The following is a 22,927-nucleotide window of genomic DNA, read 5'->3' as shown; positions in this document are numbered from 1 at the left end:
CAACTCCCCGCGCACCGCCGCGCCTCAGCGCGAGTGTGCCGTTCAGAGCCGCCCTCCCGCAGTCCCGAAGGACGTATTGTCATGGCCGCTACCCCGGAACAGCCTGCGACCACCACGCCCCGCCGCAAGGCCGGACGTCACCGTGGCGAAGGCCAGTGGGCGATGGGTCACTTCACCCCGCTCAACGGGAACGAGCAGTTCAAGAAGGACGACGACAGTCTCAATGTGCGGACACGTATTGAGACGATCTACTCCAAGCGCGGCTTCGACTCGATCGACCCGAACGACCTTCGTGGACGTATGCGCTGGTGGGGGCTGTACACCCAGCGCAAGCCCGGCATCGACGGCGGCAAGACGGCCGTCCTGGAGCCGGAGGAGCTGGACGACCGCTACTTCATGATGCGCGTCCGCATCGACGGCGGCCGGCTGACCACCGCACAGCTGCGCGTCATCGGTGAGATCTCGCAGGAGTACGCCCGCGGCACGGCCGACATCACCGACCGGCAGAACATCCAGCTGCACTGGATCCGCATCGAGGACGTCCCGGCGATCTGGCAGAAGCTGGAGGCCGTCGGGCTCTCCACCACCGAGGCCTGCGGCGACTGCCCCCGCGTGATCATCGGCTCCCCGGTGGCGGGCATCGCCGCCGACGAGATCATCGACGGCTCGCCCGCGGTCGACGAGATCCACGAGCGCTACATCGGCAGCAAGGAGTTCTCCAACCTGCCGCGCAAGTTCAAGACCGCGATCTCCGGCTCACCCGTGCAGGACGTGGTGCACGAGATCAACGACATCGCCTTCGTCGGCGTCGACCACCCGGAACACGGTCCGGGCTTCGACGTCTGGGTCGGCGGCGGCCTCTCCACCAACCCCCGGTTCGCCGAACGCCTCGGCGCCTGGGTCCCGCTCGGCGAGGTGCCCGACGTCTGGGCCGGAGTCGTCGGCATCTTCCGCGACTACGGCTACCGGCGGCTGCGCACCCGGGCCCGGCTGAAGTTCCTGATGGCCGACTGGGGGCCGGAGAAGTTCCGCCAGGTGCTGGAGGACGAGTACCTCAAGCGCCCGCTGCTCGACGGACCCGCGCCCGAGCAGCCCAGCTCCCGCTGGCGTGACCACATCGGTGTGCACGAGCAGCAGGACGGCCGCTTCTACGTCGGCTTCGCCCCGCGGGTCGGCCGGGTGGACGGCTCCACCCTGGCCAAGATCGCCGACCTGGCCGCCGCCCATGGCTCGGACCGGCTGCGTACCACCGTCGAGCAGAAGATGATCATCCTCGATGTGGAGCGGGACCAGGTCGAGTCGCTGTCCGCCGGTCTGGAGGCGCTGGACTTCCAGGTGAAGCCCTCCCCGTTCCGGCGGGGCACGATGGCCTGCACCGGCATCGAGTTCTGCAAGCTGGCGATCGTCGAGACGAAGGCGCGCGGCGCCTCGCTGATCGACGAACTGGAGCGCCGCCTGCCGGAGTTCGAGGAGCCGCTCACCATCAACATCAACGGCTGCCCCAACGCCTGCGCCCGCATCCAGACAGCCGACATCGGCCTCAAGGGACAGCTGATGCTCGACAGCGCGGGCAATCAGGTGGAGGGCTACCAGGTGCACCTCGGCGGCGCACTCGGCCTGGAGGCCGGCTTCGGCCGCAAGGTCCGCGGCCTGAAGGTCACGTCGGCCGAACTGCCCGACTACGTCGAGCGGGTGCTCGGCCGCTTCCAGGAGGAGCGCGAGGACGGCGAGCGCTTCGCGACCTGGGCGGCACGGGCCAGTGCGGAGTCGCTGTCATGAGCGGACGAGCCGCACCCTTCTACTGCCCCTACTGCGGTGACGAGGACCTGCGCCCGCACGAGACCGGGCACGGCGCCTGGGAATGCGCCTCCTGCAATCGCGCGTTCCAGCTCAAGTTCCTGGGCCTGCTGACCCGGGGACTGCAGCGCAACGACGGGAAGGGGGACGGGATATGACGGACACTCTGTCGTCCGCCCGGCTCACCGACGGCCAACTCCGGGAGCTGGCCGGGCGGGCGGGCCGTGAGCTGGAGGACGCCTCCGCGCTCGACATCCTGAAATGGGCCACCGACACCTTCGGCCCGCGGTTCTGTGTCACCTCCTCCATGGAGGACGCCGTCGTCGCGCACCTCGCCTCCCGGGTCCTGCCCGGCGTGGACGTGGTGTTCCTCGACACCGGCTACCACTTCCCCGAGACCATCGGCACCCGGGACGCGGTGGACGCGGTGATGGACGTCCATGTCATCACGCTGACCCCGCGCCGCAGCGTCGCCGAGCAGGACGCCGAGCACGGGCCGAAGCTGCACGACCGGGACCCCGACCTGTGCTGTGCCCTGCGGAAGGTCGCCCCCCTGGAGGACGGCCTGACGCCCTACACCGCCTGGGCGACCGGGCTGCGCCGCGACGAGTCCCCCACCCGGGCCGGCACCCCGGTCGTCGGCTGGGACGAGAAGCGCCGCAAGGTGAAGGTCTCGCCGATCGCCCGCTGGACCCAGGACGACGTGGACACCTATGTGGCGGAGCACGGCGTACTCACCAACCCGCTGCTGATGGACGGCTACGCCTCCGTCGGCTGCGCGCCCTGCACCCGCCGGGTGCTGGAGGGCGAGGACGCACGCGCCGGCCGCTGGGCCGGGCGGGGCAAGACCGAGTGCGGGCTGCACGGCTGATGACGACTGATCAGGAGACTTCGATGAGCGTGACGGAGACGGGAGCCACCATCTGGCTGACCGGTCTGCCGAGCGCGGGCAAGACCACCGTCGCGTACGAACTCGCGGGCCGCCTCAAGGGCGAGGGCCACCGGGTCGAGGTGCTCGACGGGGACGAGATCCGGGAGTTCCTCTCCGCGGGGCTCGGCTTCTCCCGCGAGGACCGGCACACCAACGTCGCGCGGATCGGCTTCGTCGCCGAACTGCTCGCGGCCAACGGTGTGAAGGTGCTGGTGCCGGTCATCGCCCCCTTCGCGGACAGCCGGGAAGCGGTCCGCGAGCGGCACGCCGCCGAGTCCACCACCTACCTGGAGGTGCACGTGGCGACGCCCGTGGAGGTGTGCTCCGTACGCGATGTGAAGGGGCTCTACGCCAAGCAGGCGGCGGGCGAGATCAGCGGCCTCACCGGGGTGGACGACCCCTACGAGGCACCCGACTCCCCCGACCTGCGGATCGAGTCGCACCAGCAGACCGTGCAGGAATCCGCGGCGGCGCTGCACGCGCTGCTCACCGAGAGGGGTCTGGCGTGAGCACTGTCACCACCGTGCCCGAGGGCACCGTCAATCCGTACGCGCTCAGCCACCTGGACTCCCTGGAGTCGGAGGCGGTGCACATCTTCCGTGAGGTGGCGGGTGAGTTCGAGCGGCCGGTGATCCTGTTCTCCGGCGGCAAGGACTCGATCCTGATGCTGCATCTGGCGCTCAAGGCGTTCGCGCCCGCGCCGGTGCCGTTCGCACTGCTCCATGTGGACACCGGGCACAATTTCCCCGAGGTCCTGGAGTACCGCGACCGGACGGTCGAGAAGTACGGGCTGCGGCTGCTCGTGGCCTCCGTACAGGAGTACATCGACGCCGGGAAGCTCCGCGAGCGGCCCGACGGCACCCGTAACCCGCTCCAGACCGTGCCGCTGACCGAGGCGATCCAGCGGCACCGCTTCGACGCAGTGTTCGGCGGCGGGCGGCGCGACGAGGAGAAGGCGCGCGCCAAGGAGCGGGTCTTCTCGCTGCGCGACGAGTTCTCCCAGTGGGACCCGCGCCGACAGCGCCCGGAGCTGTGGCAGCTGTACAACGGCCGGCACGCCGCCGGTGAGCACGTCCGGGTCTTCCCGATCTCCAACTGGACCGAGCTGGACGTCTGGCAGTACATCGAGCGCGAGTCCATCGAGCTCCCGGAGATCTACTTCGCCCATGAGCGCGAGGTCTTCAACCGCAACGGCATGTGGCTGACCGCGGGCGAGTGGGGCGGCCCCAAGGAGCACGAGCGGACCGAGACCCGCCAGGTGCGCTACCGCACGGTCGGCGACATGTCCTGCACCGGCGCCGTCGACTCCGACGCCACCACCCTGGACTCGGTCATCACCGAGATCGCCGCCTCCCGGCTCACCGAGCGGGGCGCGACCCGGGCCGACGACAAGATGTCCGAGGCCGCGATGGAAGACCGCAAGCGCGAGGGGTACTTCTAAATGACCGGCATCAGCACCACCGAGCAGTTGTCGGCCACCACCCTGCTGCGGTTCGCCACCGCCGGGTCCGTCGACGACGGCAAGTCCACCCTCGTGGGGCGGCTTCTGCACGACTCCAAGTCGGTCCTCACCGATCAGCTGGAGGCCGTCACCCAGGCTTCGCTGGGCCGCGGCCAGGAGGCGCCCGACCTCGCGCTGCTGACCGACGGGCTGCGGGCCGAGCGCGAGCAGGGCATCACCATCGATGTCGCCTACCGCTACTTCGCCACCGCCCGGCGTCGGTTCATCCTCGCCGACACCCCGGGCCATGTGCAGTACACGCGCAACATGGTGACGGGCGCCTCCACCGCGGAGCTGGCCGTCGTCCTGGTCGACGCGCGCAACGGCGTGGTCGAGCAGACCCGCCGGCACGCCGCCGTCGCCGCGCTGCTGCGCGTCCCGCACGTGGTGCTCGCCGTGAACAAGATGGACCTCGTCGAGTACGCGGAGCCGGTGTTCGCCGCGATCGCCGAGGAGTTCACCGCGTACGCCGCCTCGCTCGGCGTCCCGGAGATCACCGCGATCCCGATCTCCGCACTGGCCGGGGACAACGTGGTGGAGCCGTCGGCCGACATGGACTGGTACGGCGGCCCGACCGTGCTGGAGCACCTGGAGACGGTGCCGGTCAGCCACGACCTCACCGGCTGCCACGCCCGCTTCCCGGTGCAGTACGTCATCCGGCCGCAGACCGCCGAGCACCCCGACTACCGGGGGTACGCGGGCCAGATCGCCGCCGGGGTCTTCCGGGTCGGCGAGAGCGTCACCGTCCTGCCCTCCGGACGTACGACGACGATCGCCGGGATCGACGCGCTCGGCGAGAGCGTGGACATCGCCTGGGCCCCCCAGTCGGTGACCGTCCGGCTGGCCGACGACATCGACGTCTCGCGCGGCGACCTGCTCGCGCCCACCGACGACGCACCGGCCGTCACGAGGGACGTCGGGGCGACCGTCTGCCATGTGGCCGACCAGCCGCTCTCGGTCGGCCAGCGGGTGCTGCTCAAGCACACCACCCGTACGGTCAAGGCGATCGTCAAGGACATCCCGTCCCGGCTGACCCTGGACGACCTCTCCCAGCACCCGGCCCCGGGCCGGCTGGTCGCCAACGACATAGGCCGGGTCGTCGTGCGCACCGCCGAGCCGCTCGCGCTCGACGCGTACGCGGACTCCCGGCGCACCGGTTCGTTCCTGCTGATCGACCCGGCGGACGGCACCACGCTCTCGGCCGGGATGGCGGGCGCCTCGTTCGCGGAGGTCGCGCTGCCCGGTGCCGGTGGGGGCCCCGCGAACGACGACGCGGAATGGGACTTCTGATGGGAATCGACGTCTTCTCCACCTTCGCGAAGGAGGGCGGCCGTGTCGGCAGCGGCGCCCTCGGCAGCGGCCAGGGCGGGGTCGGGCGATGTGCGTGATGACGTACGCGCACTGCCTGCGCGCCCGCCCGTACCCACCGCACCGCCGGCGCGGCACGTATCGCCGGCACATCCAGCGCCACCCGTCCGACCCGAACAGCCGGTTCGGACGAAAACCTGCCGACCGCCCGGCCGTGTCCCCGGACTTCCGAGGGACGTGAGCACCGGGCCGACGAGAGGAAGACCTCCCGTGCCTGCCCCACGTACCACCGCCTCCCGCAGCCTCGCCGCCGCCGTCGCCCTGCCGCTGCTGGCCGTGGCACTGACCGCCTGCGGTTACGGATCCGAGGCGAAGGACGACGACGCCGGGAGGGCGAACGTCTCCGCCGACGGCAAGAAGCTCTCCGCGGACACCGTGAAGATCGGCTACTTCCCGAACCTCACGCACGCGACCGCCCTGGTCGGCATCCAGGAAGGCACCATCCAGAAGGAGCTCGGCGGTACGAAGGTCGTGCCCTCGACCTTCAACGCGGGCCCGTCCGAGATCGAGGCGCTCAACGCGGGATCGATCGACATCGGCTTCATCGGCCCCTCCCCCTCGATCAACGGCTACGTCAAGTCGAAGGGCAAGGGCCTGCGGATCATCGGCGGTTCGGCCTCCGGCGGGGTGAAGCTGGTCGTGAACCCGAAGAAGATCAAGACCCTGGACGACCTCAAGGGCAAGAAGATAGCCACCCCGCAGCTCGGCAATACACAGGACGTGGCGTTCCTCAACTGGATCTCCGAGAAGGGCTGGAAGGTCGACGCCCAGAGCGGCAAGGGCGACATCTCCGTGGTCCGCTCGGACAACAAGGTGACGCCGGACGCCTACACGTCCGGTTCGCTGGACGGTGCCTGGGTTCCGGAACCGACCGCGTCCAAGCTGGTCTCCGAGGGTGCGAAGGTGCTGCTCGACGAGTCGACGCTGTGGCCGGACAACAAGTTCGTGATCACGAACATCATCGTGTCCCAGAAGTTCCTCTCCGCACACCCCGATGTCGTCGAGGCGGTGCTGCGCGGCTCGGTCAGCACCAACAAGTGGATCAACGCCAACCCGGATCTCGCCAAGGCGTCCGCCAACAAGGCGCTGGAGGCCCTGAACGGCAAGCCGCTGGCCCCGGAGATCCTCGACCCCGCGTGGAAGTCCATCCAGGTCATCAACGACCCGCTGGCGGCGACGCTCGACGCGCAGGCGGCGCACGCGGTGAAGGCGGGCCTGCTGGAGGAGCCGGACCTCAAGGGCATCTACGACCTGGGGCCGCTGAACAAGATCCTCAAGGCCGGGGGCGAGCCCGCGGTCGACGACGCCGGTCTCGGCGTCAAGTAGGCCGCAGTCCGGTCCGACGGCCGTCCGCACGACGGCTGTCCGCACGACGGCTGTCCGTCCGATCGCCCGCATTCAGGATTCCAGGATTCCCAGGAGGTGACGACCATGGCGACCACCACCCTCACCAAGGCCGAGGACCGCGCGACGGTCGAGCACGCCGCTCGTCTCACGCATGTCTCGAAGTCCTTCGCCGGACCCACGGGGCAGCAGCTCGTCCTGGACGACATCACGCTCGATGTCGCTCCCGGCGAATTCGTCACCCTCCTGGGAGCCTCCGGGTGCGGGAAGTCGACGCTGCTGAACCTGGTGGCCGGACTCGACCGCCCGACCGCGGGGTCCATCGAGACCCCCGGCGGGCGGCCCGCCCTGATGTTCCAGGAGCACGCCCTCTTCCCGTGGCTGACCGCGGGCAAGAACATCGAACTGGCCCTGCGGCTGCGCGGGGTGCCCAAACCGGACCGCCGGACCGAGGCGGAGCGGCTGCTCGAACTCGTACGGCTCGGCGGGGCCTACGGCAAGCGGGTGCACGAACTCTCGGGCGGTATGCGTCAGCGGGTGGCGATGGCCCGCGCGCTCGCCCAGGACAGCCGGCTCCTGCTGATGGACGAGCCGTTCGCCGCTCTCGACGCCATCACCCGCGATGTGCTGCACGACGAGCTGACCCGGATCTGGCACGAGACGAACGCCTCGGTCCTCTTCGTCACCCACAACGTGCGCGAGGCGGTACGGCTCGCCCAGCGCGTGGTCCTGCTGTCGTCGCGGCCGGGCCGGATCGCCCGGGAGTGGACGGTGGGCATCGAGCAGCCGCGCCGGATCGAGGACAAGGCGGTGGCGGAGCTGTCCGTCGAGATCACCGAACAACTGCGTGGGGAGATCCGCCGACATGGCCAGCACTGACATCACGTCCGACCGGGACCGGAAGGACGGGCCGGCCGGCGCGAACTCCGACGACCTGGCCGGTCTGGAGGCCGGACTCGACGCGCTGGACGCCGTCCAGGTGCGCCGGACCCCGGTGCGCGAGATCCTGCTGCGCAAGGTCCTGCCGCCCGTGGTCGCGGTCGTCCTGGTCCTGGTGATCTGGCAGCTGCTGGTCCGGGCCCAGGTCACCGAGGACTACAAGCTGCCGCCGCCGTCCGCGGTGTGGGACAGCGCGGTCGACATGTGGTTGCGGGGGACTCTGCTGGAGGTCGTCTGGACCAGTGTGTCGCGCGGCCTGCTCGGCTTCCTGCTGGCGGTGGCCATCGGTACGCCGCTGGGTCTGCTGGTCGCCCGGGTGAAGCTGGTCCGGGCCGGCATCGGCCCGATCCTGTCCGGGCTCCAGTCGCTGCCCTCGGTGGCGTGGGTGGCCCCGGCCGTCATCTGGCTCGGGCTGAACGACAGCATGATGTACGCGGTGATCCTGCTGGGTGCCGTCCCTTCGATCGCCAACGGTCTGGTCTCCGGGGTCGACCAGGTACCGCCGCTGTTCCTGCGGGCCGGCCGCACGCTCGGCGCGACCGGGCTGCGCGGGACCTGGCACATCGTGCTGCCGGCCGCGCTCCCCGGCTATCTGGCCGGGCTGAAGCAGGGCTGGGCCTTCTCCTGGCGTTCGCTGATGGCCGCCGAGATCATCGCCTCGTCCCCCGATCTCGGTCTCGGCCTGGGGCAGTTGCTGGAGAACGGCCGCAACAACTTCGACATGCCGGGGATCTTCCTCTCCATCCTTCTGATCCTCTTCGTCGGCATCGCGATCGACCTGCTGATCTTCAGCCCGCTGGAGCGGTGGGTGCTGCGCAGCCGCGGCCTCCTCGTCAAGAACTGACAGGACCGCGAGGACCGCGGAACCGACGGAACCGAGAGAGCCGAGAGAACGAGTACGCCGATGTCCACCCCTGTCCTCCTCGTGATCGCCCACGGCAGCCGCGACCCGCGGCACGCCGCGACCGTGCACGCGCTCACCGCGCGAGTACGGGCGCTGCGGCCCGGGATACGGGTGGAGACGGGCTTCCTGGATTTCCACGCGCCGTCCGTGCCCAGGCTGCTGGAACGCCTGGCCGCGGAGGGCGCGGGCGAGATCGTCGCCCTCCCCCTGCTGCTCACCCGGGCCTTCCACGCCAAGACCGACATTCCCGCGGTCCTGCGCGAGGCCCGGACCCGGATGCCGGGGCTCGACATCCGTCAGGCCGAGGTCCTGGGCCCGTCGCCCCTGCTCAACGCGGCCCTGGACCGGCGGCTGCACCAGGCCGGGGTCTCCCCCGGCGACAAGAGTTCGACCGGGCTCGTCCTGGCCTCGGCGGGCTCCACAGACCCGGAGGCGATCGCAGTGATCGCTGAAATCGCGCGGGAGCTGCGGCACACCGGTTGGTGCGCCGTGCGGCCTGCGTTCGCCTCCGCTGTTTCCCCGGACCGCCCCCGCACCGAGGACGCGGTGCGGGCGCTGCGGGCCGAGGGCGTACGCCGGGTGGCGGTCGCCCCGTACGTCATCGCACCGGGACGGCTCCCGGACCGGATCGCGGCGGGTGCCGGGGCGGCCGGGGCCGATGTGCTGGCCGATGTGCTGGGCCCGGCACCGGAGTTGGCACGGCTGCTGCTGACCCGGTACGACGAGGCACGGCTCACGGCCTGTGCGTCGCTGACGGCCTGAGGCGACCGGAACCGGCCGGACGCGACGGTGCGGGTGCTGGGGAAGACCCTGGACCGCGTCGATCTGCCTCCACCACCCACGCGATGCTCAGACCTCGGCGAACGGGTCGTCGATGAACGGGGTGGCCTGGTGGAAGTAGAGCAGCCAGCCCGACTCCTCCCTCCGCCACAGCGAACTGCGGTGGGAGCGCAGCCCCTTGGACTCCGTGTCGAAGGTGAGGTGCACCAGGTCGGTGCAGAGCTGGACTCCCCGCATCCGGGAGGCGGTCAGCGGCCCGGGGTTCGGGGCGTCGTCCGCGGTCAGCGAGGCGATGATCGTTTCCCGGCTCCAGAGGCGCCCGCTGGTGCCGATCTCGCGGAACTCCGGGTGCAGCAGAGTGGCGAGAAGATCCGCGGAGGCCCGCACCAGTGGGTCCAGGAGGCGAAGCTCGCCTTCGATGGCGGCGGCCACGGCGGGCGACGGCTCAGACACGTGTCATCTCCACGAGTTTTGCAACGGTGTTCCAGTTACGGCTGGTGGCGGTGAGGCCCTTGTTGAGCGCGGGCCTCGACAGGGCGGCGGCCAGCTTGGAGCGGCCGAGCCCGTCGGGAGCGTACAGGTAGAGCGCGCGGTCCCCGAGCCCGAACCTCTCGGGGAGGAAGGAATCCGCGTCCAGTGCGGCGAAGCGCGCGGCGTCCACGGGTTGCCCGAAGTAGGTGACGTGCACCTGCTTGCCCTCCAGCTCGGCGGCCGGGAACGGGCAGGCGTCGGCGACGGCCGCGAGGTAGGGGCCGCTGCGGACCAGACAGCTGACATGGAAACCGAACCGCTGCTCGATCGCCTTCTCCAGCGCTGCGGCGAGTGCGTCCTCGTCGTCACTGTCACTGCTGAAGACCGCGTTGCCGCTCTGCAGATAGGTGGCGATGTCCTGGTGGCCCAGCTCCCCCAGCACGGTGCGCAGTTCCGCCATCGGGACCCGCTTGTGGCCGCTCACGTTGATCCCGCGCAGCAACGCCGCGTACTTCATGGTCATGGGCACACCATAGGACGATCTTTCCGAGCTGTGCGGCCGCCGCGCCCCGTGGGGGAGGGCGCGGCGGTCGTGGGACACGCGGATGCCGGACGGTGGCGGGTGAGCGCCGCCGCCCGGCATCCGATCGGGCCGGTGACTACTCGACGACCTTGAGCAGCAGGTTCGCCGTGCCCTCGGTCGCGTTGGTGATGGCGTCCGGGGTGGCTCCCTCGGTGAGCGCCGTGGCGACCTCCTCCGGGGTGGCGTCCTGGTGTCCGCCCAGGTAGACGGCGGCGGCACCGACGACGTGCGGGGTCGCCATGGACGTACCGGAGATGGTGTTCGAGCCGTCGTCGCTGTCGTTCCAGGCGGACGTGATGTCCGAGCCCGGGGCGTAGATGTCCACGACGGAGCCGTAGTTGGAGAACGACGACTGCTCGTCGTCCACCGTGGACGAGGCGACGGTGATGGCCTCGGGGACGCGGGAGGGCGAGCCCTCGCCGGCGTCGCTGGAGTCGTTGCCCGCGGCCACCGCGAAGGTGACGCCGGAGGCGATGGCCTTCTGGACGGCCGCGTCGAGGGCCTCGTCGGCGCCGCCGCCGAGGCTCATGTTGGCGACGGACGGGCCCTCGTGGTTCTCGGTGACCCAGTCGATGCCGGCGACGACCTGCTCGGTGGTGCCCGAGCCGGAGTCGTCCAGGACGCGGACGGCCACGATGTTGGCCTTCTTGGCGACGCCGTACGAGGCACCGGCGATGGTCCCGGCCACGTGGGTGCCGTGGCCGTTGCCGTCGTCCGCGTCGTCGTCGTTGTCCACGGCGTCGAAGCCCGAGGTGGCCCGGCCCTCGAAGTCGCTGTGGGTGACACGGACACCGGTGTCGATGACGTACGCGGTGACACCCTCGCCCGCCGCGTCCGGGTAGTTGTACGCGTCGTCGCCCGTGGTCTCGGTCTGGTCGATCCGGTCCAGGCCCCACGACGGCGGGTTGTCCTGGGTGGCGTCGATGTGGAACTTCTTGTTCTGCACCACCTTGGAGACGGCCGGGTCGGCCGCGAGACGCTTGGCCTCGGTCAGCGAAAGGCCGCTGGCGGAGAAGCCGTTGATGGCGGAGGAGTAGTTCCGCTTGAGCTTGCCGCCGTACTCCTTGGCGAGCTCCGCCTTGTCCGCCTTCTGGTCCAGCATCACGATGTAGCTGCCGGAGACGGCGGTCGCCGCGTCCGCGCCGTAGACCGTGCCCATCGCGGGAGCCGGCGCGGCTCCGGCGAGCGTGGTGTTGAGAAGGGTGACTCCGGCCGCTGCCGCCACGGCGGTTATCGCGGCGGTGAGCTTGAACCGGCGGGTGCGCTGCTGAGTGGTCATGAAGAGGGAGCTCCTCGTCATTCTTTGTGGGGGGATTGGCCCTCGGCCGGAAGATCTCCGGGGGCTGGCTCGAAACCCTGACCGATTGACGCGCGCAGATCAAGGCCCTCCCGTGGCTGTGACTTATGCAACAAGGCTTCTTAATAAGAAATCGGCCACACCCCGCCGGCACGGGCGGCGTGCGCCCACGGATCGGCCCCCTAGGCCTCTCGCACCGCCATCACCGGCCACAACGCGCGCAGCCGGCACCTGGACAACTCCCGCCCGGCGTGCGGCCGGGCGTGCCGAGATGGCTTGTTTTCACCCCTGAGGGCTCACCGTGCGCACGGCCCCGAAATCGGCGGAACACTCCTCGGGAACGGGTGAAGACCCAGGTGAATCCGCGAAGGTCCCCGCGCACGCCATGAAGGTGAACGACGGCACGTGAATGCGACGCGCAGCTGTGTGAAATCACGAGGAGACACGTGAAGATACGGAAACCGGAGCCGCCACGACCTGTGGCAGCTCCGGTTTCCGGCACCGCGGCCCTTCCGGCACCCCCGGGCGGGGGCACCGGTCCGGCGGCTCAGGAGGCCAGTTCGGCCTCGATGAGATCCGCCGCGCGAAGCGTCCCGCCCTCCGCCGCCATCCGCCGGCGGATCTCGGAGGACCTCGCCGCCACGTCCGGGTCGTCCACCAGGGCGAGTACGGCGGCGCGCAGGGTCTGCGCGTCGGCCTCCTCCATCGAGAGCCGGCGTGCCACGCCGAGCCCCTGGAGCATGTCGGCGTTGGCGAACTGGTCGACGCCCTGCGGGAGCGCGACCATCGGCGTACCGGTGGCCAGCCCCTCCTGGCTGCCGCCCGCGCCCGCGTGGGTGATGAAGGCGTCCGCCTGCTTCAGCACGGACAGCTGCGGCACCCAGGAGTGCACCTCCACATTGGCGGGTACGTCGCCGAGCTCGGACGGGTCGACGAACGCGCCGATCTGCAGCACCACGTGCCAGCCGGGCAGATCACCGAACGCCTTGACGCACTCCCGGTAGAAGGCGGGGTGATTGGTGTTCGCGGAGCCGAGCGAGACCAGCAGCACCTTCTCGGCATCCGCCGGACGCTCCCACTCCCCCTGGTCGGCCCGCTCGCCCTGACAGGCGCCGACGAAGGTGTACACATCACGGTTCACCCGGTCGGCGTTCGGCTGGAGCACCTCGGGGATCAGGACGAGCCCGCGGCGCGGACGGGCCACGAAGTCGTCCGAGGAGAGATCGCCGAGGCCGTTCCCGGTGAGCCAGGCCGCGAACCGGGCGTAGTACTCCCGGCCCCGCTCGCTCTGCCTGAGCTCGGCGGTCATGGGCTCGGCGACCTCTTCCTCGTACCCCTCCCAGGGCACGAGGTTGGGCCAGAGGGAGACGGCGGGCACGCCCCAGCGATGCGCGAGAACGCGGGCCGGATAGGAGGTGATGTCATGCAGGACGAGGTCGGGTTCATCACCCGCGAAGGCGTCGGCCAGCTGCGGGAGCGCCTGGACCGCGTCGTTGAGGAAGGGCTCGATGTTGTCGATCCATTCCGTGCCCCAGGCCTCGTGGTCCTCCTCCGTCGGCAGGACCGAGCGGTAGATCACCGGCCCGGCTCCGGTCGTGGCGATCTTCTCGGCGAAGGAGGCGGGGATGGCGTAACTGACGCGGTACCCACGGGCGACGAGCTCCCGGATGACTTCCAGGCTCGGGTTCACGTGCCCGTGGGCGGCGATGGAGAACATGGCGATATGGGCACGCGGCGATTCCGTCATGCCGCTCAACTTAGGCGAGACGATACGTATCGTGCAAGTACATTCCCGTGGGGACGGCCCCCGCCGCTCAGCGCTGATAGCGGGCCAGAACCCGGTTCCCGTCCTCGACCAGGCGTTTCTCCAGCTCGTCGATGCCGATCGCCCCGCTGTAGTACTCCTGGAGCGCGGGGGTCGCCACCTTGTCCTTCCACTCGGGGTAGCCGCGTACGGACTGCGCGGGCGCCGGACGAAGCCCCTGGGCGAGCGCGGTGCCGGTCGCCCACCCGTTCTCGGCGGTGTGCAGGGCGGGATCGGCCAGGGCCTCGGTGCCGGTGGGGAGCATCCAGTCGCCCCTGGCCAGCCGCACCATGTTGCGCGGCTGGAGCAGGAAGTCGATGAACCGCACCGCTTCCTTCTTGTGCGGGCTGTCCTCCGCGACCGAGAGCGTCTGCGGGCTCACGCCCTGGGTGGCTCCGGCGCTTCCCGCCGGGGCGGGCAGCACCGTCCATTCGAAGCCCTCGGGAGCCTGCTCGACGACCTGCTGACGGTAGGAGAACCCCAGCGGCACCATGGCGTACTTGCCGCCGAAGAAGCCGGGCAGCGTGTCGGAGCCGCCCATGCCGAGCGCCGTCCGGGCGGCGCTGCGGTCGGTGTTGACCTGGTCGTGGATGGTCCGGGGCACCACCCGCTCGCCCTCGTCGAAGCGGATGACCGCCTTGCCGTCCGCGTCGCGGTGGAAGAACCGCCCGTCGGCCGACAGGCTGAGATTGAGGGTGACGGAGACCGGCTCCTTCAGCGGCCAGGCGACGCCGTACGTGCCCTTCCCGGTCAGCTTCTCGGTGATCCGGCGGAACTCCTCCCAGCTCCAGGGCCGGCCGGGAGTCGGGACGCGGACCCCGGACGCCTTGAGGATCCTGGTGTTGGCGATCAGGACCTTGGGCTCCTGCAGGAACGGGACACCGTAGACACCGCCGTCGAAGGTGGCGGTCCGCCAGGACTGCTCCGGGATGTCCTTCGTCAGCCGCTCGGGCAGCAGGGTGCGCAGATCGGCGAGATAGCCCCCGTACGCGAAGTCGGCGAGGTCGTCGGAGGCGTCATGGATGATGTCCGGCGCCTCGTCGCCCTCGAAGGAGGTGAGTAGTTGGTCGTGGACGTTGTCCCAGCTGCCCTGGACATAGTCCACCTGGATGCCGGGATGGGCCGCGTTCCACTCCTTCACCAGTTGCCTGTTGGCGTCGACGGACTCCTTCTGCCAGGCCAGCGACTGGAAGCTCAGCCTGATCGTGCCGTCCGCGTCCCTCCCGTCCCCGCCGCCGGAGCAGCCGGCGAGGAGCAGGATCAGAGCGGTGGCGGCGGCCGCCGCCCGCGGGAGGGCGCGCATCAGCTCTTCACCGCCCCGGCCATCATGCCGCCCGTGATCCGCTTCTGGATGACCGCGAACAGAACGAGGGAGGGAAGGGTGGCGAGGAAGGCGGCGGCGGCGAGCGGGCCGAGGTCGGCGACGCCCTCCGCGCCGAGGAAGTGCGTGAGTACGACCGGCAAGGTCTGTTTCTCCGGTGTCTTGAGCAGGACGAGCGCGAAGAAGAACTCGTTCCACGCGGTGATGAACGCGAAGAGGGCGGTGGCGACGATTCCGGGGGCCAGCAGCGGGGCGACGACCGAGACGAGTATCCGTACCCGGCCCGCCCCGTCGACCGAGGCGGCCTCTTCGAGCTCCGGCGGCACGGCTCTCACGTATCCGGCCAGCATCCACAGCGCGAACGGCAGCGACCAGACGACGTACACCATGATCAGCCCCCACAGGGTGTTGATCAGATGCAGGTTCTTGAGGATCAGGAACAGCGGAATGATCACCAGGACGAAGGGGAACGCCTGGCTCACCACCACCCAGCCGGTCGCCGCCGTCGAGAGCCTGCCCCGGTTTCGGGCCATCACATAGGCCATGGGGGTCGCGATGACGACGGCGATCAGGGCGGCGCAGACGGCGGCGATCAGCGAGTTGGCGGCCGCCTGGAGCAACGGCTGTTCGTCGAAGGCCTGCCGGAAGTTGTCCAGGGTCGGGTTCCGGGGGATCCAGGTCGGATGCAGCGAGCCCAGTTCGCGGGCGGGCTTGAAGGCGGTGGAGATCAGCCACAGGAACGGGAAGGCCAGGAAGATCAGATACGCCAGGAGCGCGGCGTACTGCCCGGCGCGTGCGGGCCCGCCGGTACGGAGACTCACGCGTCCTCGCCTCCCCGGAGCCGGCCGGCCAGGTAGCAGGCGAGGATCACGGAGATCACCGCGACCATCACACAGCCCATCGCGGCGGCGTAGCCGAACTGTCCGTAGCGGAATGCCTCTTCGTAGGCGAAGAGCATCGGCAGCCTGGTACGGCCGCCGGGGCCGCCGCTGGTCAGGACGTAGACCAGGGCGAAGGAGTTGAAGTTCCAGATGAAGTTGAGAGCGGTGATGGACAGGGCGACCGGCTTCAGGGCGGGCCAGGTGACCGTACGGAACCGGCGCCAGGCGCCCGCCCCGTCGAGGGCCGCGGCCTCGTGGAGTTCGTGCGGGGTGTTCTGGAGTCCGGCCAGCAGGGCGACCGTGGTCTGCGGCATGCCCGCCCAGATGCCGACCAGGATCACGGCGGGCAGCGCCGTGGCCAGTCCGGTCAGCCAGTCCCGCCCGTCGCCGAGCCCCAGATCACGGACGGTCTCGTTGAGGATGCCCGCGTCGGGGTTGTAGACCAGACGCCACATGATGCCGACGACCACTTCGGGCATGGCCCAGGGAATGATCGCCAGCGCCCTCGCCAGCCAGCGCATGCGCAGCTTCTGGTTGAGCAGCAGGGCGAGGCCCAGCGCCAGGAAGAACTGGGGAACGGTGACACCGACCGCCCACAGCAGACCGATCCGGAACGAGTCCCAGAACAGGGTGTCGTGGAGCAGGTCCTGGAAGTTGAGTGCGCCGATCCACTGCGTGGAGCGGGTACGCCCCGACTGGGCGTCGGTGAAGGCCAGCATGATGCCGTAGAGCAGCGGCCCGACGCTGAGGATCAGGATCGGGATGAGCGCGGGCAGCACCAGGAACCAGGTGGCCCGGTCCCGGGCAGCCCGTCCGGCCCCTGTTCCCCCTCCGGCCCGTCCATCACGCGGACCGCGTGCGCCGGACGGGCCGGACCGCTTCGTCGCGGTCGACAATGTCACGAATTCGACCTCTTCGCTTCCTTGGATGGGATTCATCCCGGTCTGGCCGCCCGGTCGGCCCCCGTTATCGTGCTGACGGACCGTCCGTTCGTCAAGGCGGCCTGCGCGGATGCGAAAATCGGAGCCATGAACGAGATGCGTGCGCGCGAGGTACTGACCGCTGCCGGGCTTTCCGGCGGGGCGGAACTGCTCGCGCTGGGCGAGAACGCGGTGTTCGCCGACGGCGACCTGGTGGTCAAGGTCGGCCGGGACGCCACGCTCCACCCGGAGCTACGGGACCGGGCCGAGCGGGAGGTGGCCGTCGCGCGGTGGCTGGCCGCGTCCGGGGTCCCCGCCGTACGGTCGGCCGAACCCGGGGCACGCCTGGTCGAGGGCCACCCGGTGACCCTGTGGCACCGGCTTCCCGAGGCCGTACGCCCCGCCGGGCCGCAGGATCTCGCGCCCCTGCTCTCCCTCGTCCACGCGCTTCCCGCCCCGGCCGGCTTCACCCTGCCGCGCCGCGAGCTGCTCGGCGGCGTCGAGCGCTGGCTGCGGCTCGCGGGCGACACGATCGATCCGGCCGACGCCGGCTATCTGCGGGAGCGCCGCGACGGCTTCGCGGCGGCCGCGGCCGCACTGACCCCGCACCTTCCGCCGGGTCCGATCCATGGCGACGCCCTCCCCCGCAACGTCCATGTCGGCCCGGACGGCCCCGTGCTGGTCGACCTGGAGACGTTCTCCTTCGATCTGCGGGAACACGACCTGGTCGTGCTCGCCCTCTCCCGGGACCGCTACGGCCTGCCCGCTCCGGCGTACGACGCCTTCACCGCGGCGTACGGATGGGACGTGCGGGAGTGGGACGGCTGCGCGGTGCTGCGCGGGGCACGGGAAACGGCCAGCTGCGCCTGGGTCTCCCAGCACGCGCCGGCCAACCCGAAGGCACTCGCGGAATTCCGGCGGCGGGTGGCGTCGTTGCGGGACGGTGACGCCGAGGTGCGCTGGTACCCCTTCTGAGACGGACGGCCGGCGGACTTCCGCGACGGACGGCCGGCGGACCGAAGGGCCTCCGGACCGGGACCGGCCGACCGCCAGACCCACGGACCCGGACCCACGGACCTGCGGACCTGCGACGGACGTACCGCCCTCAGCCCTCGGACGGGGCCGATATGCCGGACAGCGTCGCCGCCGGCTCCCGCAGGGGCCAGTGCCCGTCGATCACCGCGTCGGCGCTGCCCTTCCGGCGGAGGAACTTCTCGAAATCGGCCGCCCAGCGCGCGTACCACTCGATCTGGCGCTCGTGCAGTTCGGCCGAGGTGAGTGCGGCCACCGAGCCGTGCCGCTCGGCTATCGCGTACGCCACGCGCACCGCGGCCAGCGCGTCCGCCCCCGCGTCGTGCGCGCCGCCGTGCACCACCCCGTACTCGACACAGACCGCTTCGAGGGTGCGCTTGCCCTTGCGGTAGCGGTCGACGGCACGGTCGATCGTGTACGGGTCGATGACCGGGCCGATGCCGCCGCCGCCCAGCCGGTCGCTGAGCGAAGGCAGTCCGTGCCGACGCAACTCCGCCGTCAGCAGGGTGAAATCGAACGACGCGTTGTACGCGACGACCGGCACCCCCTCGCGCCAGTAGTCCACCAGGGTCTCGGCGATCTCGTCCGCCACCTCACGCACCGGGCGGCCCTCCGCCGCCGCCCGCTCGCTGCTGATGCCGTGGATCGCGGAAGCCTGCGCGGGAATCCGGATGCCCGGATCCGCCAGCCAGGACCGCCGTCGGACCGGCTCGTCCTCGCGGCCCTCGACCGCGACGACCGCGGCGGTCACGATCCGGGCCTCCAGCGGTTCCGTACCCGTCGTCTCCAGGTCGAAGCCGACCAGCGGCTCACGGTGCCAGCTCATCCCGTACCTCCTTCGTGGTGCTCTCCCCCAGGTGATGAACACCCTCCCACGCACCACTGACAAGCCCGCACCGGCCCGCACACCGCGGGACCGTCAGGAAGCGCCAGGACCGGCCCGGCCCGACGAGCTCCTCATGGCAGTGGCCGACTCGTCAGGAGACCGGCCGCGAGTCCGTCCACACGGACTCGAACTCCTCCCGGTACGTCTCGAACAGTCCGTGCTCGCTGTCCTGCCCCACCCTGACCACCGAACGCCCGCCGCCGCGCAGGACCAGCACGGGAGCCTCCATACCGCGGGCCCGCCGCAGGTACGTCTGGACGACACCCACGGCGTCCGGGCCGTCGCCGTCCACCAGGTAGGCGGTGAAGCGCGGGGTCTCGTCGAAGACCTGGATCTGGAAGGCGCCCGGGTCACGGAGCTTGGAGCGCACCCGGCGCATGTGCAGGATGTTCATCTCCACCGAGCGGCTCAGCTCGCCCTTCTTGAGGCCCAGTTCCCGCTCACGGCGCTTGACCGCGCTGCTGGCCGGGTTGATGAACAGCAGCCGGACGCGGCAGCCCGATTCGGCCAGCCGCACCAGTCGCCGGCCGGAGAAGTTCTGCACGAGCAGGTTGAGCCCTATGCCGACGGCGTCCAGGCGCCGCGCACCGCCGAACAGGTCCTCGGCGGGCAGCTGGCGCTGGAGCCGCACCCGGTCGGGGTGGACCGAGACCACATCGGCGTACCGGTCACCGACCAGTTCCTCGACGGCGTCGACGGGCAGCCGGTCCGCGGACGGGACCGCGGCCCCGCTCCCGAGGATTTCGAGGAGCCGCGCGGAGGCCCGCTCCGCCTGGGCCAGGACCGCCTCGTTCAGCGCGCGGTTGCGGGAGACCACATTGCGCGCCACCTCCAGCTCGTCCAGGGCCAGCTCGACATCCCGCCGGTCGTCGAAATAGGGCTCGAAACAAGGCCAGTGCTGGACCATCAGCTCGCGCAGCTGCGGCAGGGTGAGGAAGCTGAGGACATTGTCGTCGGCCGGGTCGAGCAGATAGCCCTTGCGGCGCGAGACCTCGCGGACGGCGACGGCCCGCTGCACCCACTCCTGGCCCGCCGGTCCGGCCGCGGCGACCACCCAGTCCTCGCCGTGCACCGGTTCGTAGATGGGCCGCAGCACTGCGGCGACGACGGCCCGCAGCCGCTGTTCCACGAGATTCAGCCAGATATAGGCCCGTCCGGCCCGCTGGGCCCGGGTGCGTACCTCGGTCCAGGCATCCGCTCCCCAGTCGAGCTCGGCACCGATCTCCAGGGGTTGCGCAAGGGACACCGCCCCGGGCGGTGCATCGGTCGACTCCCCCTCGTGACCTGCGTCACCTGGGGGTAGCTCGAACCCTCCCGAGCTCACCCGCGTACCGCCTTCCACTCCCCCACCCAACGATCAAGGAAGGGTACTCCGCGAGCGGGAGCCGGTGCAGCCGGATGCGCAGGCTGCTTTCTCAACTCCCCTGCGGGACAAGCCCGTTCCAAGCGGCAACATTGGGCGGAGTGAGCGGATTCATAGTGATTAACCACCCCACGGCATGCCGCATTCCGGGCGACCGCCCGCTGGGCCGCGGCAGTTTTCCGCCCTGGGCGGCATCGGGGTGTCCGAAGTTGACCGGTGCGGCCCCGACGGCCCGTCGCCGGCACACCCCGGGGAGCCGAGCGGGCCGGGCCGCTCCGGCCCGACGCCCTGAAGACCGTCCCGCCATCCCTGGAGGATCGGCGCGCGGCGTCGGACGCGATGCATCGCCAGGCGGAGGGACGTCCGCATACTGGATCCATGCGGACGTTCCGGGACAACGCCACGGGGTGCCGCAGCCGTCGCCGCGCGCCCGCCAGGGATTGAGCGGGACAGCCTTCGGGCGGATGCACCTCTTTCGGGGAGTATCCGGCTCATTCGGGGAGTATCTGGCCCAAGAGACCCCTCGCACCCGGATCAGAAGGGGAAGAATCGTTTCCATGCAGGTCTGGCCGGGACAGGCGTATCCGCTCGGCGCCACGTACGACGGCGCCGGGACCAATTTCGCGGTCTTCTCCGAGGCCGCCAACCGAATCGAGTTGTGCCTGCTGCACGACGACGGCTCCGAGACGGCGGTGGAACTGCGCGAGACCGACGCCTTCGTCCGCCATGCCTATCTGCCCGGGGTGATGCCGGGTCAGCGCTACGGCTTCCGGGTGCACGGGCCGTACGAGCCGCAGCGCGGGCAGCGGTGCAATTCGGCGAAGCTGCTGCTCGATCCGTACGCGCGGGCGGTGGCCGGGCGGATCGAGTGGGGCGAGGCGGTGTACGGCTATCCCTTCGGCCGGCCCGACGCGCGCAACGACCTGGACTCGGCCCCGCACACGATGAGCTCGGTCGTGGTCAATCCGTACTTCGACTGGGGCGACGACCGGCGGCCCCGTACGGACTACCACCGCACGGTGATCTACGAAGCCCATGTGAAGGGGCTGACGATGCTCCATCCGGGCCTGCCCGAGGAGCTGCGCGGTACGTACGCGGGGCTGGCGCACCCGGAGGTCATCGCCCATCTGACCGAGCTGGGCGTCACCGCGATCGAGCTGATGCCGGTGCACCAGTTCGTGCAGGACCACCGGCTGGCGGACGCCGGGCTGGCCAACTACTGGGGCTACAACACCATCGGCTTCTTCGCCCCGCACAACGCGTACGCCTCCTGGGGCGACCGCGGGGAACAGGTGCTGGAATTCAAACAGGCCGTACGGGCACTGCACCAGGCGGGCATCGAGGTCATTCTCGACGTGGTCTACAACCACACGGCCGAGGGGAACCATCTCGGTCCGACGCTCTCGTTCCGGGGGCTCGACAATGCCTCCTACTACCGCCTCATGGACGATCAGCGGTACTACATGGACACCACCGGAACCGGGAATTCGCTGCTGATGCGGTCCCCGCACGTGCTCCAGATGATCATGGACTCGCTGCGGTACTGGGTGACCGAGATGCACGTGGACGGGTTCCGGTTCGATCTGGCGGCGACGCTGGCACGGCAGTTCCACGAGGTGGACCGGCTGTCGTCGTTCTTCGATCTGGTGCAGCAGGACCCGGTGGTCAGCCAGGTGAAGCTGATCGCGGAGCCGTGGGACGTCGGTGAGGGCGGCTACCAGGTGGGGAACTTCCCCCCGCTGTGGACCGAGTGGAACGGCAAGTACCGCGACACGGTGCGGGATATGTGGCGGGGAGAGCCGCGCACCCTGGCGGAGTTCGCGGGCCGGCTCACCGGCTCGTCGGACCTCTACCAGGACGACGGGCGCCGGCCGCTCGCCTCGATCAACTTCACCACCTGCCACGACGGATTCACGTTGAACGACCTGGTCTCGTACAACGACAAGCACAACGAGGCGAACGGCGAGGGCAACCGGGACGGCGAGAGCCACAACCGGTCCTGGAACTGCGGCGTGGAGGGTGAGAGCGCGGATCCGGAGGTTCTGGAGCTGCGCCGGCGGCAGATGCGGAACTTCATCGCCACACTGATGCTGTCGCAGGGCGTGCCCATGCTGAGCCACGGGGACGAGTTCGGCCGCACCCAGCGGGGCAACAACAACGCCTACTGCCAGGACAACGAGCTCGCCTGGGTGCACTGGCCCGATCCGTCGTCGGCGGACGCCGAGGGGGGCGCGGGCGCTGATGCGGACGCGGACACTGACGCGGACGACGCGGCCGGCGGAACCGGAGCCGGGACCGGTTCGGGTTCCGGCAGCGGGCTGCTGGAGTTCACCCGGGCCATGGTGTGGCTGCGCCGGGACCATCCGGTCTTCCGGCGCCGCCGGTTCTTCCACGGACGGCCGGTGGAAGGCACCCATGACGAGCTCTCCGACATCGCCTGGTTCACCCCCGAGGGCGAGGAGATGACCCAGCGGGACTGGCAGGCGGCCCATGCCCGGGCCATGACGGTCTTTCTGAACGGGCACGCGATCTCGGAGCCCGGACCGCGCGGCGAGCGGATCTCCGACGACTCGTTCCTGCTGATGTTCAACGCGGGCGCCGAGACCCTGGACTTCGCCGTTCCGGTGAACCACGGGCGGCAGTGGCAGGTGGTGGTCGACACCGCACGGCCGGACGGCGTGCCGCCGGGGAACGGGCCCAAGGTGTCGGCGGGTGAGCGGGTGACGCTGATCGGTCGGAGTCTGGCGGTGCTGAAGCGCCCGGCGTGAGCGCGGCTTCAGCACGGCCTGCGCCCGGCGCATGCCC

At 70.4% G+C, this 22,927-nt stretch carries 21 protein-coding genes; 12 read left to right on the top strand and 9 right to left on the bottom strand.

What is annotated here, in order from left to right; genetic code table 11:
* Positions 1-81 precede the first annotated feature (81 nt).
* From OHA98_RS12060 to OHA98_RS12015, 10 genes are all read left to right on the top strand, one after another.
* Positions 82-1,779 carry a nitrite/sulfite reductase gene (locus OHA98_RS12060; RefSeq protein ID WP_266925066.1) on the top strand — a complete coding sequence of 566 codons (1,698 nt, stop codon included), beginning with the start codon at positions 82-84 and terminating at the stop codon, positions 1,777-1,779.
* Complete coding sequence (locus tag OHA98_RS12055; RefSeq protein ID WP_266925065.1) at positions 1,776-1,955, top strand: hypothetical protein; 180 nt, start codon at positions 1,776-1,778, stop codon at positions 1,953-1,955. The genes OHA98_RS12060 and OHA98_RS12055 overlap by 4 nt, the downstream gene beginning before the upstream one ends.
* A complete protein-coding gene (locus OHA98_RS12050; protein WP_266925063.1) occupies positions 1,952-2,668 on the top strand; it encodes a phosphoadenylyl-sulfate reductase in 717 nt (238 codons plus the stop codon). Before OHA98_RS12055 ends, OHA98_RS12050 begins: the two co-directional genes overlap by 4 nt.
* Positions 2,668-3,237 carry an adenylyl-sulfate kinase gene (cysC, locus tag OHA98_RS12045; RefSeq protein ID WP_266925061.1) on the top strand — a complete coding sequence of 190 codons (570 nt, stop codon included), beginning with the start codon at positions 2,668-2,670 and terminating at the stop codon, positions 3,235-3,237. The genes OHA98_RS12050 and cysC overlap by 1 nt, the downstream gene beginning before the upstream one ends.
* Positions 3,234-4,169, top strand: a complete 936-nt coding sequence (cysD, locus tag OHA98_RS12040; protein ID WP_266925059.1) for a sulfate adenylyltransferase subunit CysD — start codon at positions 3,234-3,236, stop codon at positions 4,167-4,169. Before cysC ends, cysD begins: the two co-directional genes overlap by 4 nt.
* On the top strand, positions 4,170-5,519 hold the full coding sequence (locus OHA98_RS12035; protein WP_266925058.1) for a sulfate adenylyltransferase subunit 1: 1,350 nt from the start codon (positions 4,170-4,172) through the stop codon (positions 5,517-5,519).
* 288 nt (positions 5,520-5,807) lie between these two features.
* On the top strand, positions 5,808-6,923 hold the full coding sequence (locus OHA98_RS12030) for an aliphatic sulfonate ABC transporter substrate-binding protein (protein WP_266925056.1): 1,116 nt from the start codon (positions 5,808-5,810) through the stop codon (positions 6,921-6,923).
* Between the two features lie 105 nt (positions 6,924-7,028).
* The gene (locus OHA98_RS12025) at positions 7,029-7,820 is read left to right on the top strand and encodes an ABC transporter ATP-binding protein (RefSeq protein WP_266925054.1); all 792 of its coding nucleotides are present in this window, start codon (positions 7,029-7,031) and stop codon (positions 7,818-7,820) included.
* Complete coding sequence (locus OHA98_RS12020) at positions 7,807-8,724, top strand: ABC transporter permease (RefSeq protein WP_266925052.1); 918 nt, start codon at positions 7,807-7,809, stop codon at positions 8,722-8,724. Before OHA98_RS12025 ends, OHA98_RS12020 begins: the two co-directional genes overlap by 14 nt.
* Positions 8,725-8,784: 60 nt before the next feature.
* Positions 8,785-9,546: a sirohydrochlorin chelatase gene (locus tag OHA98_RS12015; protein ID WP_266925050.1), complete on the top strand. Its 762-nt coding sequence runs from the start codon at positions 8,785-8,787 to the stop codon at positions 9,544-9,546.
* A gap of 87 nt (positions 9,547-9,633) precedes the next feature.
* Here OHA98_RS12015 and OHA98_RS12010 read toward each other — a convergent pair whose 3' ends face one another.
* From OHA98_RS12010 to OHA98_RS11980, 7 genes are all read right to left on the bottom strand, one after another.
* Positions 9,634-10,017 (bottom strand): nuclear transport factor 2 family protein, encoded by a 384-nt coding sequence (locus tag OHA98_RS12010; protein WP_266925048.1) that lies wholly within the window; start codon positions 10,015-10,017, stop codon positions 9,634-9,636.
* Entirely contained in the window at positions 10,010-10,558 is a 549-nt protein-coding gene (locus OHA98_RS12005) for a DUF1697 domain-containing protein (RefSeq protein ID WP_266925046.1), read from the bottom strand. Before OHA98_RS12005 ends, OHA98_RS12010 begins: the two co-directional genes overlap by 8 nt.
* Before the next feature lie 136 nt (positions 10,559-10,694).
* A complete protein-coding gene (locus OHA98_RS12000) occupies positions 10,695-11,897 on the bottom strand; it encodes a S8 family peptidase (RefSeq protein WP_266925044.1) in 1,203 nt (400 codons plus the stop codon).
* A 565-nt stretch (positions 11,898-12,462) separates the two neighbouring features.
* Positions 12,463-13,662 (bottom strand): macrolide-inactivating glycosyltransferase, encoded by a 1,200-nt coding sequence (gene mgt, locus OHA98_RS11995; RefSeq protein ID WP_266925042.1) that lies wholly within the window; start codon positions 13,660-13,662, stop codon positions 12,463-12,465.
* Positions 13,663-13,729: 67 nt separating this feature from the next.
* Complete coding sequence (locus OHA98_RS11990) at positions 13,730-15,022, bottom strand: ABC transporter substrate-binding protein (RefSeq protein ID WP_266925040.1); 1,293 nt, start codon at positions 15,020-15,022, stop codon at positions 13,730-13,732.
* The gene (locus OHA98_RS11985; protein ID WP_266925038.1) at positions 15,022-15,861 is read right to left on the bottom strand and encodes a carbohydrate ABC transporter permease; all 840 of its coding nucleotides are present in this window, start codon (positions 15,859-15,861) and stop codon (positions 15,022-15,024) included. Before OHA98_RS11985 ends, OHA98_RS11990 begins: the two co-directional genes overlap by 1 nt.
* A complete protein-coding gene (locus tag OHA98_RS11980) occupies positions 15,858-16,859 on the bottom strand; it encodes a carbohydrate ABC transporter permease (RefSeq protein ID WP_266925036.1) in 1,002 nt (333 codons plus the stop codon). The genes OHA98_RS11985 and OHA98_RS11980 overlap by 4 nt, the downstream gene beginning before the upstream one ends.
* 90 nt (positions 16,860-16,949) lie before the next feature.
* Between OHA98_RS11980 and OHA98_RS11975 the strand changes: the two genes are divergently transcribed.
* Entirely contained in the window at positions 16,950-17,816 is an 867-nt protein-coding gene (locus tag OHA98_RS11975) for a phosphotransferase enzyme family protein (RefSeq protein ID WP_266925035.1), read from the top strand.
* Positions 17,817-17,946: 130 nt separating this feature from the next.
* Here OHA98_RS11975 and OHA98_RS11970 read toward each other — a convergent pair whose 3' ends face one another.
* Together OHA98_RS11970 and OHA98_RS11965 are read right to left on the bottom strand one after the other, a co-directional pair.
* Positions 17,947-18,699 (bottom strand): 3'-5' exonuclease, encoded by a 753-nt coding sequence (locus OHA98_RS11970; protein ID WP_266925033.1) that lies wholly within the window; start codon positions 18,697-18,699, stop codon positions 17,947-17,949.
* Positions 18,700-18,850: 151 nt separating this feature from the next.
* Positions 18,851-20,083 carry an SAV2148 family HEPN domain-containing protein gene (locus tag OHA98_RS11965; protein WP_266925031.1) on the bottom strand — a complete coding sequence of 411 codons (1,233 nt, stop codon included), beginning with the start codon at positions 20,081-20,083 and terminating at the stop codon, positions 18,851-18,853.
* A 596-nt stretch (positions 20,084-20,679) separates the two neighbouring features.
* Here OHA98_RS11965 and glgX point away from each other — a divergent pair.
* Positions 20,680-22,890 (top strand): glycogen debranching protein GlgX, encoded by a 2,211-nt coding sequence (gene glgX, locus OHA98_RS11960; RefSeq protein ID WP_266925029.1) that lies wholly within the window; start codon positions 20,680-20,682, stop codon positions 22,888-22,890.
* The last annotated feature ends 37 nt before the right edge of the window (positions 22,891-22,927 follow it).

The sequence above is a fragment of the Streptomyces sp. NBC_00654 genome, assembly GCF_026341775.1.
Classification (GTDB): Bacteria; Actinomycetota; Actinomycetes; order Streptomycetales; family Streptomycetaceae; genus Streptomyces.
Note: the sequence above shows the minus strand (reverse complement) of the source record. Positions and strands in the feature narration are given on the sequence as shown.

What these genes read in the sequence shown, in the direction of transcription:
- OHA98_RS12060 (WP_266925066.1), top strand. Translation starts at nt 82, where the DNA reads ATGGCCGCTACCCCGGAACAGCCTGCGACCACCACGCCCCGCCGCAAG.
- OHA98_RS12055 (WP_266925065.1), top strand. Translation starts at nt 1,776, where the DNA reads ATGAGCGGACGAGCCGCACCCTTCTACTGCCCCTACTGCGGTGACGAG.
- OHA98_RS12050 (WP_266925063.1), top strand. Translation starts at nt 1,952, where the DNA reads ATGACGGACACTCTGTCGTCCGCCCGGCTCACCGACGGCCAACTCCGG.
- cysC (WP_266925061.1), top strand. Translation starts at nt 2,668, where the DNA reads ATGACGACTGATCAGGAGACTTCGATGAGCGTGACGGAGACGGGAGCC.
- OHA98_RS12035 (WP_266925058.1), top strand. Translation starts at nt 4,170, where the DNA reads ATGACCGGCATCAGCACCACCGAGCAGTTGTCGGCCACCACCCTGCTG.
- OHA98_RS12025 (WP_266925054.1), top strand. Translation starts at nt 7,029, where the DNA reads ATGGCGACCACCACCCTCACCAAGGCCGAGGACCGCGCGACGGTCGAG.
- OHA98_RS12020 (WP_266925052.1), top strand. Translation starts at nt 7,807, where the DNA reads ATGGCCAGCACTGACATCACGTCCGACCGGGACCGGAAGGACGGGCCG.
- OHA98_RS12015 (WP_266925050.1), top strand. Translation starts at nt 8,785, where the DNA reads ATGTCCACCCCTGTCCTCCTCGTGATCGCCCACGGCAGCCGCGACCCG.
- OHA98_RS12005 (WP_266925046.1), bottom strand. Translation starts at nt 10,558, where the DNA reads ATGACCATGAAGTACGCGGCGTTGCTGCGCGGGATCAACGTGAGCGGC.
- OHA98_RS12000 (WP_266925044.1), bottom strand. Translation starts at nt 11,897, where the DNA reads ATGACCACTCAGCAGCGCACCCGCCGGTTCAAGCTCACCGCCGCGATA.
- mgt (WP_266925042.1), bottom strand. Translation starts at nt 13,662, where the DNA reads ATGACGGAATCGCCGCGTGCCCATATCGCCATGTTCTCCATCGCCGCC.
- OHA98_RS11990 (WP_266925040.1), bottom strand. Translation starts at nt 15,022, where the DNA reads ATGCGCGCCCTCCCGCGGGCGGCGGCCGCCGCCACCGCTCTGATCCTG.
- OHA98_RS11980 (WP_266925036.1), bottom strand. Translation starts at nt 16,859, where the DNA reads ATGAATCCCATCCAAGGAAGCGAAGAGGTCGAATTCGTGACATTGTCG.
- OHA98_RS11975 (WP_266925035.1), top strand. Translation starts at nt 16,950, where the DNA reads ATGAACGAGATGCGTGCGCGCGAGGTACTGACCGCTGCCGGGCTTTCC.
- OHA98_RS11970 (WP_266925033.1), bottom strand. Translation starts at nt 18,699, where the DNA reads ATGAGCTGGCACCGTGAGCCGCTGGTCGGCTTCGACCTGGAGACGACG.
- glgX (WP_266925029.1), top strand. Translation starts at nt 20,680, where the DNA reads ATGCAGGTCTGGCCGGGACAGGCGTATCCGCTCGGCGCCACGTACGAC.